The sequence below is a fragment of the Emergencia sp. genome, from assembly GCF_048465375.1.
Taxonomy (GTDB): Bacteria; Bacillota; Clostridia; order Peptostreptococcales; family Anaerovoracaceae; genus Senimuribacter.
Genome location: NZ_DBFWLQ010000002.1, coordinates 604,604 through 616,782 on the forward strand (window position 1 = coordinate 604,604; position 12,179 = coordinate 616,782).

General features: G+C 45.1%; 13 protein-coding genes. 11 read left to right on the forward strand and 2 right to left on the reverse strand.

Going from position 1 to position 12,179, the window contains the following annotated elements:
• Positions 1-73: 73 nt before the first annotated feature.
• The 5 genes from ACMQ5W_RS03315 to ACMQ5W_RS03335 all read left to right on the forward strand — a co-directional run bounded on the left by ACMQ5W_RS03315 (position 74) and on the right by ACMQ5W_RS03335 (position 4,436).
• Entirely contained in the window at positions 74-316 is a 243-nt protein-coding gene (locus ACMQ5W_RS03315) for a PRC-barrel domain-containing protein (RefSeq protein ID WP_148491587.1), read from the forward strand.
• An 85-nt stretch (positions 317-401) separates the two neighbouring features.
• Positions 402-857, forward strand: coding sequence for a transcriptional regulator NrdR (gene nrdR / locus ACMQ5W_RS03320; protein ID WP_419023369.1), 456 nt, complete (start codon positions 402-404; stop codon positions 855-857).
• A gap of 9 nt (positions 858-866) precedes the next feature.
• Positions 867-1,529, forward strand: coding sequence for a (d)CMP kinase (cmk, locus tag ACMQ5W_RS03325; protein ID WP_419023371.1), 663 nt, complete (start codon positions 867-869; stop codon positions 1,527-1,529).
• The gene (locus ACMQ5W_RS03330; protein ID WP_148491590.1) at positions 1,520-2,761 is read left to right on the forward strand and encodes a DUF1015 domain-containing protein; all 1,242 of its coding nucleotides are present in this window, start codon (positions 1,520-1,522) and stop codon (positions 2,759-2,761) included. The genes cmk and ACMQ5W_RS03330 overlap by 10 nt, the downstream gene beginning before the upstream one ends.
• A 100-nt stretch (positions 2,762-2,861) precedes the next feature.
• Positions 2,862-4,436 (forward strand): peptidoglycan D,D-transpeptidase FtsI family protein, encoded by a 1,575-nt coding sequence (locus ACMQ5W_RS03335; RefSeq protein WP_419023373.1) that lies wholly within the window; start codon positions 2,862-2,864, stop codon positions 4,434-4,436.
• Between the two features lie 71 nt (positions 4,437-4,507).
• Here the strand turns inward: ACMQ5W_RS03335 and sigK are convergent, their stop codons facing one another.
• Together sigK and ACMQ5W_RS03345 are read right to left on the reverse strand one after the other, a co-directional pair.
• Positions 4,508-5,140, reverse strand: a complete 633-nt coding sequence (gene sigK / locus ACMQ5W_RS03340; RefSeq protein ID WP_148491594.1) for an RNA polymerase sporulation sigma factor SigK — start codon at positions 5,138-5,140, stop codon at positions 4,508-4,510.
• 80 nt (positions 5,141-5,220) lie between these two features.
• On the reverse strand, positions 5,221-5,385 hold the full coding sequence (locus tag ACMQ5W_RS03345; protein ID WP_419023375.1) for a DUF1540 domain-containing protein: 165 nt from the start codon (positions 5,383-5,385) through the stop codon (positions 5,221-5,223).
• A gap of 179 nt (positions 5,386-5,564) precedes the next feature.
• On the opposite strand from ACMQ5W_RS03345, the gene radC reads away from it, so the two are divergent.
• The 6 genes from radC to minD are packed head-to-tail and all read left to right on the forward strand — an operon-like array spanning position 5,565 to position 12,151.
• Entirely contained in the window at positions 5,565-6,245 is a 681-nt protein-coding gene (gene radC / locus ACMQ5W_RS03350) for a RadC family protein (RefSeq protein ID WP_419023377.1), read from the forward strand.
• A 30-nt stretch (positions 6,246-6,275) separates the two neighbouring features.
• Positions 6,276-7,319, forward strand: coding sequence for a rod shape-determining protein (locus ACMQ5W_RS03355; RefSeq protein ID WP_148491597.1), 1,044 nt, complete (start codon positions 6,276-6,278; stop codon positions 7,317-7,319).
• 12 nt (positions 7,320-7,331) lie between these two features.
• On the forward strand, positions 7,332-8,150 hold the full coding sequence (gene mreC, locus ACMQ5W_RS03360) for a rod shape-determining protein MreC (protein ID WP_419023379.1): 819 nt from the start codon (positions 7,332-7,334) through the stop codon (positions 8,148-8,150).
• 14 nt (positions 8,151-8,164) lie between these two features.
• Positions 8,165-8,647 carry a hypothetical protein gene (locus tag ACMQ5W_RS03365; protein ID WP_419023381.1) on the forward strand — a complete coding sequence of 161 codons (483 nt, stop codon included), beginning with the start codon at positions 8,165-8,167 and terminating at the stop codon, positions 8,645-8,647.
• Entirely contained in the window at positions 8,644-11,394 is a 2,751-nt protein-coding gene (locus ACMQ5W_RS03370) for a penicillin-binding transpeptidase domain-containing protein (protein ID WP_419023383.1), read from the forward strand. The genes ACMQ5W_RS03365 and ACMQ5W_RS03370 overlap by 4 nt, the downstream gene beginning before the upstream one ends.
• Positions 11,395-11,428: 34 nt before the next feature.
• On the forward strand, positions 11,429-12,151 hold the full coding sequence (gene minD, locus ACMQ5W_RS03375; RefSeq protein ID WP_148491601.1) for a septum site-determining protein MinD: 723 nt from the start codon (positions 11,429-11,431) through the stop codon (positions 12,149-12,151).
• The last annotated feature ends 28 nt before the right edge of the window (positions 12,152-12,179 follow it).

Sequence of the window (12,179 nt, forward strand, 5' to 3'; positions counted from 1 at the left end):
CATTGATGCATAATCCTTTTGACCTGCGAATATATATATCCTGTATACGAACGATAGGATGGAGGGACAAAAAATGCTGAGTACGGACAAACTGAAAAACAAAGAAGTGATCAACATTAGTGATGGGAGAAGCTTGGGATTTATTTACGATATAGAGGTGAACCTGGAAGAAGGCACCATCGATGGGATTGTGATACCGGCAGAAAAAGGAATTTTTCGTTTTTTTGGCAGCAGAGAGGATGATTTCGTCATAAAATGGGACAGGATCAGAACCATCGGCGACGATGTAGTCTTAGTAGATTTGGATACATTCTGATAAATTCTATGGAAAATAAACACAATATGTAGTACAATAAAGATTATTACATTTTTTCTTGTAGATGAATAACAGGAGGGGCCAAATGAGATGTCCATATTGCGAAAATCCAGACACAAAAGTAATCGATTCAAGACCAACAGAAGAGGGACATGCAATCAGAAGAAGAAGGGGATGTGAAAACTGCGGCAAGCGTTTTACCACATATGAAAAAGTAGAAGAATCTATCATCATGATCATAAAAAAAGACGGGAGAAGGGAAGCCTTTGACCGCAGCAAGGTCATGAGCGGCATCGTCAAAGCCTGTGAAAAAAGACCGGTACCCATGGCTGAAATTGAGCGCATCGTCGACGAGATTGAACGAGGGCTCAACAATTTGATGGAAAAAGAAGTAGAGAGCAATTTTATCGGAGAATTGATCATGGATCAGCTGAAAAAGGTGGACGAAGTAGCTTACGTGAGATTCGCTTCTGTGTATAGACAGTTTACAGATGTGAATACTTTTATCAAAGAAATCGAGAAATTAATCGGAAACAAATAGGAGATGAAGATGACAGATATGATTAGAATCGCAGTAGACGGACCTAGTGGAGCGGGCAAGAGCACCATTGCAAAGGCTGTTGCACAGAAGCTTTCCATTGACTATATCGATACAGGAGCCATGTATCGGGCCATTGGATATAAAATGCTCAAGGAAGGCATCAGCGTCGATGATTTGGCAGGTATTCAGAACCTGCTTGATACGACTGAGATTGATTTTTCTGAAGGTGATACCATCTTAGACGGGCAGGTGGTAAACGACCTCATTCGTACACCGGAAATATCAAAACAGGCATCCCGCTGTTCAGCCGTAGCCATCGTCCGAAAGAAATTGGTAGATCTGCAGCAAAAAATGGGACAGGCAAAGAGCGTGGTCATGGATGGTCGTGATATCGGTACTGTCGTCTTTCCTGATGCAGAGTACAAGTTTTTTATTACTGCGTCGCCGGAAGAGCGGGCAAAGCGCAGATATAAAGAACTTCTGGACAAAGGGCAGAAGGTGGACTATGAGCAGGTTTTGGCGGATATTACCGCCAGAGACTACAACGATTCGACCAGGGATGTCACGCCTCTCAGAAAGGCAGAGGATGCGATAGAAGTGGATACGACGAACATGTCGATAGAAGAAGTCATAGACTATATTTGTAAGGAGATGAAGCAATCATGGCAGTAGTCAGACCATTTAAAGCGGTACGGCCGTCTAGAGACAAAGCAGAAAGTGTAGCCGCTCTGCCCTATGACGTGATGAACAGAAAAGAAGCTGCGCAGATGGCAAAGGGGAATCCTTGCAGTTTTCTGCATATCAGCAGAGCTGAGATTGATTTACCAGAGGTAAAAGATCCCTATGACAAGTCCGTCTACAAAAAAGCGAAAGAGAATATCGAAGAACACCTGCACAAGGGAATTTTTATAGAAGAAGAGGCGCCTGCACTGTACATTTACAGGCAGCAGATGAATGGACGATATCAGACAGGAATCGTTGGCTGCGTCAGCATCGATGATTACAAGAATAACGTCATTAAAAAACACGAGTTTACTAGAGTTGAAAAAGAAATAGACAGGATCAATCACTTTGATGTATGCAATACTAATACAGAACCGGTCTTTTTAACATATAGGGATAATCTGCAGATTAGAACTATTATTGAGGGTTACGTGCACGGATACGAGCCGGAATATGACTTTGTCACAAAGGACGGTATCGGACATACGCTGTGGGTCATTGAGGACGATGATTTGATTGCAGCCCTCTGCGGACTCTTTGATCAGATTCCGGATCTCTATATTGCCGACGGGCACCATCGCAGTGCCTCGGCCTGCAAGGTGGGAGAACTGCGAAGAAATCAACATCCGGACTATACTGGTGAGGAAGAGTTTAACTTTTTCATGGCAGCAATTTTTCCAGACAAAGATCTTCGTATCTACGACTATAACAGGGTAGTTAAAGATCTGGCAGGCTATACAAAAGAAGAGTTCCTGAAAAAAATCGCAGAAGCCGGTTTTGCTGTCACTGACGAAGGCAGCATGCCGTATCGGCCAGATACGCTGCATGAGTTTTCTATGTACCTGGAGGGACATTGGTATAAACTGGTCTGTGAAGAACGTATTATTCCTGACGATATCATCGATGCACTGGACGTTTCTATTTTGCAGCAGCGTCTATTGGGACCGATACTTAAAATTGAAGACCCGCGCATCGATCAGAGGATTGATTTTGTAGGAGGAATTAGAGGTCTGAAAGAACTGGAACGCAGAGCGACCCTGGATATGAAGGTGGCATTTGCAGTATATCCAGTGTCTATGGAAGAGTTGATGAATATCGCGGACCATGGAGAAATCATGCCGCCGAAATCTACCTGGTTTGAACCGAAGATCGGCAGCGGCTTATTTATGCATAGGCTTTAAATGGCGAGACGTATAATAAAAGGCTTTGAAGGTAAAAATATCTTCAGAGCTTTTTTTATTTATGGGAAAATGTGTTTTTATGGAGAATGGGGAGGATTTTATGGAGAAGAGGGTCAGAATCGTGTTCATCCTTAGTATTGTTGTTCTGGCATGTCTTTGCGGCAGGCTGTATTATATTCAGGTTATGTGCCATGAAGAGCTTGAAAATGGTGCGCAGGGGCAGTACGCCATTCAAATCCAAAGCGATGATGCCAGAGGAACGATTTATGACAGAAACATGGTCAGGCTGACTGATTCCTGCTCCAGTTACTATTACTTATTAAACCGAAAAAACTGCACTGTGAAGATGGAACATCTGATCAGTCAGATCGGCGGCCAGATGGCAGGCACCAAGGGCGACGATTATGTCGTTTATAAAGCGCAGAAGTACGATCGTTATGTTAACGAAAAATTGGTCAATGAATTCGGCGCTTATGTTTTCTGTGGCAGCAGCAGATATGAAGAAAAACAAATTGCGGCTCATCTGATCGGGTATTTGAACGACTCAGACGGTACCGGCGTCTCTGGCCTTGAAAAGATGTTTCAAGACAGGCTGGCGTCATCGCCGGCGGTGCTGTCCATGATGGGAAACGGCATCGGCGAGCCGATCAAAGGTATCGGCGTAACGGAAATAGGAACAGGGGATAAAGTGAGTCCTTCTGCATTGGTGACAACAGTAGACGCCAATTTACAGAAAAAAGTGGAAGAAATCCTCAGCGACAATGGGATTTCTGGTGCTGTCGTCGTGCTTCAGGCCAAAACTGGACAGGTGGCGGCCATGGCCAGCTCGCCCGTCTTTGACCCTAACCACTTAGACAGCTACTTGACCAGTGAGAATGGAGAACTGATAAACAAAGCAGTGCAGGGACTATATCCGCCCGGCTCCGTTTTTAAAATCGTCGTCGCTGCTGCGGCCCTTGAAAGCGGTAATATTACAATGGACGATACCTTCGACTGTAAGGGGAAAGTGAACGTCAATGGGGTAGATTTAATCTGTGAAGAAAAGCCGGATGGGCATGGTACTTTGGATTTGAGACAGGCTTTTGCCAAGTCTTGTAACTGCTATTTTGCACAGCTTGGGAAAAAAACCGGATCTGAAAATATCATTGAGATGGCACGGCGTATGGGTCTGGGCAAGACGACCATTGCAGGATTTCCCGATGAAGAAGCAGGTAGTTTTCCAGATGAAAGTGAAAGAGAATACAGCGGTTTGTCTAACCTGTCCATCGGCCAAGGCAGCCTGCTGGTGACGCCGATACAAATTGCAAAGATGACCAATATCATCGCAAATAAGGGCATCGATCACAACTTGTCTGTCATTATGAGCCAGCAAAATGAAGAAGAGACAGGACAGAGGGTGATGACGGAAACGACTGCCGCAGAGGTTGGCCAGATGATGGAGCTCGTCATGGTTGAAGGCACTGCAGCAGGAAGTCAGACCCATGTGACAGCAGCTGGAAAAACCGGCTCTGCAGAGGCGGGCGGCGGAGATCAAGAAACCGTTCATGGCTGGTTTACAGGCTACTTTCCGGCAGAAGATCCGGAATATACCGTAACTGTCATTGCTGAGAACGGAAAAACAGGCAGCAGCTCTGCCCTTCCAGTCTTTGAGGAAATTGTCAATTATCTTTATTGAGATGACTAAATATACAACAACGCCCCGGTGTCCCGGATATATTCGGGGACCTGGGGCGTTAACTGCATCATTTATTCGTTTTTTTCCAGTTCTGACCGGAGCTTTGACAGAGCTTTTTTTTCTATTCGCGATACGTAAGATCGGCTGATATCCATAGAGGCAGCGATTTCCCGCTGTGTTCTGGGACCTTGGCCGTCCAATCCGTATCTCAGATTGATAATTTCCCTCTCCCGAGGTGAGAGAACTTTGTCAATGACTCCATATAATTCACGGACTTGAAATTTGAGATTCAGGTTATCGACGATTTCATCTGGATCCGTACCGAGAATGTCATTGAAACTGATTTCGTTCCCATCTTTGTCGGTACCGATGGGCAGACTGATGGACACTTCTTGTTTGTTCTTCTTAGAGGTCCTGATGCTCATCAGAATTTCGTTTTCTATGCATCTGGCAGCATATGTTGCAAGTCTTGCTGCTCTTTTACTCGTGTATGTATTGATTGCTTTTATCAACCCGATGGTTCCGATGGAAATTAAATCCTCCTGGGACGTATTCGGGCCGGTATATTTTCTGGCAATATGGGCGACGAGACGTAAATTTCTCTCGATTAAAACGTCTTTCGCATTGGGGTCGCCAGCTTCCATCAACTCTACGTATACTTTTTCTTCGTTTTCGGATAGTGGCAGTGGAAAGGAACTGCTCATATATGTAACCCCCTCTTCGAATTAAACTATATGCGAGAAGAGGGGGTAAAGTGCATGACTACCTAAAAAACGGCATGGACCTATTTCAGTTCAAATGACATGCAGTCTGTGCACTCGTACATTGTAGGGTTTGCTTCGTGAGTTCCTACAGTGATGCTGTTCAGTGAACAACAATCTGTAGAATCTGAATGATGTCTGCACTGGGTAACTGTGCATTTGATGTGTGAATTTGCATTACAACTCATATTAATTACCTCCTAAATTGTTTTTACTGTATTATTTTGCCCGGCAAAGCGAAAAATATTAAGGTCTTTTGCTTGTAAGAAAAGACAAATAATGATATAATTTAACGTGATATTTTGCGATTAATTTAAAACTGTGATTTTGAAAGGGTACGGCAAATTTTATTGGCATGGAGGAAAAAATGCAGATAAAATTATTGCCAGAAAATGAAAGACCTGTTGAAAAAGCGTGCATACTAGGAATAGAGAAATTGACTAACTCCGAATTGCTGGCTTTGATTATTCATACAGGCACCAAGAACAAATCAGCCATAAGGCTGGCAGAAGACGTGCTTGCATTATGCCCGCAAGGTCTGGGCAGGCTTGGCGAAAGCTCCTTGGAAGACTTGATGGAAGTAGACGGGATTGGAACAATGAAAGCGTGCACTATTTTGGCAGCCATTGAATTGGGCAAGAGAATTTCGGCCTGTCCTGTGTCTGACAAGGTTTCCATCGAGAGTTCTGACGATGTAGCCAGAATGTTCATGGAAGAACTGCGCTATCTCAAAAAGGAGCACTTCAGATGTGTCCTCGTCAATGCAAAGGGCGAAATCATCACGGTAGATGAAGTTTCTGTAGGAGAATTATCCAGTACCGTGGTTCACCCGAGAGAAGTTTTTAGTCAGGCAATCAGGAAGAGCGCTGCTGCTGTCATCTTTGTTCACAATCATCCAAGCGGAGACCCTAGTCCCAGCCAAGAGGATATGCAGACCACAAAACGACTGAGCGACAGCGGAGAATTGCTGGGGATACGCGTTTTGGATCATATCATCATCGGTGATGGAAAGTTTTCAAGTATGAGAGAAATGGGTTTCATCGACTAAGCATTATTGAAATTTTGGAGGTAATATAGAATGTTTAATTTATTTTCGGCAAAGGATATGGGAATTGATTTAGGTACTGCAAATACTTTAATTTACATAAAGGACAGCGGTATTGTCCTCAATGAGCCGTCTGTCATCGCCATGGATCACAGGAGAGGTGTTACTCTGGCTGTCGGTTTTGAAGCGAAGGACATGATTGGTAAAGCGCCGAGCAACATCGACGTCGTGAGACCGCTGCAGGACGGAGTCATCTCCGACTTTGACAGAACAGCCGACATGCTGAAAGCTTTTATCGAAAAAGCGGTTTCTGCCAACAAGGTAAAAAACTTCCGAGTCGTAGTCGGCGTGCCTAGCGGTGTAACAGAAGTTGAAAAACGAGCTGTAGAAGAAGTGGTCAGACAGATGGGCGCTTCTGAAGTATACATACTGGAAGAACCTATGGCGGCTGCTATCGGTGCAGGGCTCAACGTGGACAGTTCCACAGCCTGCATGATTGCTGACATCGGCGGCGGTACCACAGATATTGCCATTATCGCTTTAGGCGGTATTGTAGCCAGTTCCTCCATCAGACATGCCGGCGATAAATTCAATGATGCGATTATTCAATACATGAGAAAGAGACATGCCCTGCTGATTGGAGAGAAGACAGCTGAGTACCTGAAAATTGCAGTAGGTTCTGCTTGTCTTGATATCGACGAAAATGGGGATGAAATCATAGAATCTGTCGAAGCTAGTGGCAGAGACATTATTTCTGGACTGCCGAAGACTTTGGAAGTATCAAACCGCGATATCATGATCGCCTTACAGGAATCTATCGACATTATCATCGACGGCGTCAAGTCAACCATCGAAAAAGCACCACCAGAAATCGCAGCGGATATCGCATCTAACGGAATGATTCTTTCCGGCGGAGGCGGCATGATTCACAATTTGGACATGGTTATCGAAAAGAGAACCGGCATGAAAGCCAGAATTGCAGAGAATGCTTTTGAAGCTGTAGCACAGGGAACTGGTATGAGCCTCAATGACATCGAAAAACTAAAGATTTATGCAACGAGCATCAATAGAAGATAGGAAAAATAGGGTATGAAGTGGATTAAAAATCATAAGTTAATCAGTTTTCTTTTGGCAATCATCCTGATCAGCCTTATCGTGCTGGTCGGTTCTGTTGCTTCTGGCGGAAAGGGGAATTTCTTTACAAATATCCTCGGCAGCGTCTATTCTATCGTTGAAAAACCGGTATCTAAGGTAGCAGGGGGCATCTCAGATAACGTATCGGGTATTTTTTCATATAAGCAGATTCAGAACGAAAATGAAAAACTGAAAAAAGAAAACGAAGAGTTAAAACAACAGGTAACCAGCCTGACACTTTCAGCCAACGAACTGAAGGAATTAAAGTCTCTGTCTAAGGTGCTCAATTACAAAGGCATCGATGGAGCAGGGGACCTGGTTTCGGCAGATGTTGTTTCTATGGATGGAACCAACTGGATGAATATTTTCACCATTGACTGCGGCAGCGAAAGTGGTGTGAAACAAGGCAGTATCGTCATCTGCGGAGACGGATTGGTGGGCAGAGTCAGTTCTGTCGGAAAAGGCTGGGCGAAAGTAATATCGCTGATTGATGAGTCCAGCAAGATCAGTTTCAAGGTCTCAGGAAATCTGCAGCTGATCGGTGTTGTCGAAGGATCTTCAGACGGCAAATTGTCCGGATTTATGCTGGATAACAAAGCGAAGGTTTCTGAGGGAGATAAAATCATCACCTCCGGCATGGGTATGTATCCTGCCGGAATAGAAATCGGGAAAGTGACAAAAGTGAAATATGACAGCAATGCACAGCTTCAGAAGGTAACCATCAAACCGTCTGTAGATTTCAAATCATTGCAGAAAGTTTCGGTGATTCTATGAGGTACTGGCAGGGGTTGATATTATATTTAGCCGCATTCATCCTGCAGCCGTTTCTCCATAATCTGATTCCTGGATTGGGAGGAAATGTGAATTTGATTCTATGTCTCACTGTCATTTTGACATTCTTGTATGATGAGACCGTAATCGGGATTTTCTTTGGCCTGGTTTTCGGTCTGGCCGGCGATTTGTTCTATGGCATGTACGCAGGTCCAGGGGGATTTGCTTTCGTAGCGGTAGGGGTAGCGGTGCTCCTCTTAAAGCGGTTTGCAAATAAAGAAAATTTTTTCAATGCATTGATTATGATGCTTTTGTCAACATGGATGTATGCATCTGTTTACTGGCTGGTCTACTATTTTATCGGCAGTCCATACAGTTATCTATACGCGATGAAGTCTCTGCCTTGGCAGCTTCTGTTCAACGCAGTTGTTGCAGCGATACTTTATTTCGTACTAATTAAAAGGGTTATTAAGCACAGAAGAGATAGGTATTTTAGATGAACAAGAATATAAAATTATTCAATTCGAGATATCAGCAGATTGTGGGAATCATCTTTGTCCTTATGGCCGTTTTGGCCATAAGGCTTTTTGTCGTAACTGTCCTGCAGCACGACAGGTGGTCTGCGGAGGCATCAGACCAGAATACGAAGACCATTCAAACTTCTGCTCCGAGGGGAAACATATATGACCGGAACGGGAACGCGCTTGCCTTAAATAAGCAGGTTTTTACTGTGAATTTCAATGCCAGTGCGCTTTCGACGGAAGAAATCAATTCTTCGTCTCTGAAACTGATCAACATATTGATTAAAAATGGGGACAAGTACACTGACAATTTTCCAATTAAAATCACCGATTCCGGCACTTATTATTATACGTATAAGCAGGAAATTAAAAAATGGCTGAAGAAGCAGGGGTTCGAGGAAGACCTGACGGCAAAAGAGGCGTTTACCCAGCTCTGCCTCAAATACAACGTGGACTACAGCGATGCCAATCCTGAGCAGCGTTACGACGCCATGGAGACCTTGCAGACCAAATATAATCTGGATCCGCCCATCTCCGTCAAAAGTATGACATATACTTATGATAATGAATTGGAGGCCTTTCTCACGAAGTTTGGCTTTGAAAAGGAGGAGATCAAAAAAGGTGTGTCCGCTAAGGCGTGTTTCAAAACACTGAGAAAGGACTATGAAATCGACAAGTCCCTCAGCGACAGGGAGGCGCGGAAGATTTTCATTGTCAGAAATGAAATTGCCACCAATGGATTTACCAGATACATTCCAATCAAGGTGGCGTCAGATATCAGCAAGAAGACCATCGCCTATATTGAAGAATCAGGCATTCCAGGCTTGGAAATCTCTTCGGAAACGAAGAGGTATTACCCCAATAAAAATACAGCGTCACACATCATCGGCTACATGGGTGCTATTTCTGAGAGTGAATCAAAGGACTATGTCGATAAAGGCTACAGCGCCAGCGATTTGATTGGTAAGGACGGCATCGAAGCTGCTTTAGAAGAGAAACTCCACGGTACGCCTGGCATGCGCAAAATCAAGGTCAACAGCAGCGGTGAATACGTAGAGACATTGGAAGAGACGGAAGCAGAAAAAGGCTCCGACGTCTACCTGACCATTGACTTGGATCTGCAGAAGACGGCGGAACAATCACTGAAGAATGCTATTGCCAGGGCGTCTAACAGCCAGAGCGGCGCAGTGGTGGCGCTGGATGTAGAGACCGGCGACGTCCTTGCCATGGCAAGCTATCCGGACTATAATCCGAATATCTTCGCTAATGGCATTTCCAACAAGGCTTGGGAGTCGGTACAGCCGGAAAACCAAAGAGATTATCTGGCGCCGCGCCCTCTTATGAACAATGCGACAGGTACTTCCATTGCCCCGGGATCCACGTTCAAACCGATTACGGCAGTGGCTGCCCTGGAATGCGGTCTGGACCCCAACCGTTATATCACGGACAGAGGCTTTATCAAATACGGAGATCGTGAATACGCCTGTTCAGCATGGAATGACTACGGCGGCACCCACGGTGCAGAAACCCTGGAACTGGGCATCGGTAACTCCTGTAACTATTATTTTTTCTGCATTGCCACAGGCAAGGACTGGGGCACCGGAGCTTCTCTGGGTTATCAGACGGATATTTCAGCAGAGAAGATTCTGGACACAGCCAGGCAGTTCGGGCTGGCAGACGAAACAGGTATAGAAATCGGCGAAGCGACCAGACCTTTGGCCTCTGCGAAGACCAAATTGGAAGGCTATGAAGCCAGCGTAGAGAACTATCTCTATATCAATGCACATAAGATTTTTCCGACTGCGGTCGTCGATGACTACGAAAAGCTGAAGAAAAACATGGAGACCATTTCCAGTTGGACAGGGGAAAACCCAGAATATGAAGAAGTAATCGAACGGCTGAAGAAACAGACTGACGTAAAGAAGGATCAGATTGAGAGTGTTGCTGCCAGAATTAAGTTTGACTACTTCATTCAGGCGGAATGGACTACCGGCGACCAGTTCAACCTGTCCATCGGACAGGGTGAAAACGCTTATACGCCGTTGCAGATGGCACGTTATGTTGCAACCTTGGGCAACAACGGGGTCAGAAACCAGGTCAGCGTCGTAGCTGGCGTTGAAGGTGAGGGCTCCACGAAGAAGGATAAGGGGAAGACTTTGAATCTTAAGGATGGTACCTTGAACGAGGTCATCAAGGGTATGAAATGGGTATGCTCCAGCGGTACTTTGTCTGGCGTATTCGGCAACTTCCCTATAGAGGTAGCCGGCAAGACGGGTACGGCGGAATATCAGGCAATCAAACAGCCTGCCAGTGAAGTGAAATACGTCAAAGACCGTCTCGGCACGCTGAATGCCGCGGCAGGAACTTCGGTCACCTGGGCAAAGGTGAAAAAGACCATGGAAAAGATGATGGAGGACGAGCCGGAGAGATATGAGACGGAGGACGAGACCATAGACGACGCAGTCATCAAAGCCAGCAACTACAGAATTACCCAGGGCATGATCGATAATGGAAAAGGCGGCTATGACTACAACGCCTGGACCATCGCTATGGCACCGGCGGACAATCCGAAAATTGCAGTAGCCGTACTGCTGATTCAGGGAGGATATTCGTCCAATGCGGCTCCTGTGGCAAAAGACATTATCGCTGATTATTTGAACGTCTATGACGATAAAAAAGTAAAGACAACGAAGACAGACATCGATGGAACGAACAAAGTACAATAAAAAAGACGATAGCTATAATTGATTGGAGGAAGAAATGGGCAAAGTATTTTTAATTGCGTCTGGGAAAGGCGGGACAGGAAAGACTATGTTTGCAGCAAACTTTGGTGCGACTCTTGCAAAAAGAGGAAACAGCGTGGTAATACTGGATCTGGACCTGGGCCTGCGAAATCTTGACTTATATTTTGGACTCGAAAACAATGTAGTGTACGACGTGTACGATGTCTTAACAGGTGTCTGCCGCATCAAACAGGCTTTGATCAAAGACAAGCGTTTCGATGAATTGTATGTCATGGCGGCATCACCGTCCCGGGATGATGGGACTTTGACGCCACTGCACATGCAGGTTCTCTGTGAAAAACTGAAAAACACTTATGATTATGTGATTATCGATGCCCCGTCGGGCATCGACGACGGTTTGGTGCTTTCTGCGGCTGGAACAGATGAGGCGATTATTGTGACTATGCCTGAATATTCAGCGCTTCGCGATGCGGATACCCTGGACCGTGAACTGCTGAAGCTGGGTATCAAAAACCGTTATGTCGTTCTCAACAAGGTGATTGCGGAGATGATGTCTTCTGGTTATGCGCCGCGGCTGAGAGAGATTACTACGATTTTGCGTCCGCCGCTTGCAGGAGCCATTCAATTTGACGAGAACATTCAGATTTCAACAAACCTAGGCGTGCCTATCGTATTAAAGGACGGAACCTATATACAAGAGAACTTCGATAAGATCACAGATCGGATTTTAAATGCATAATGGAATAAAAAAAGCTGCCATGACGGCA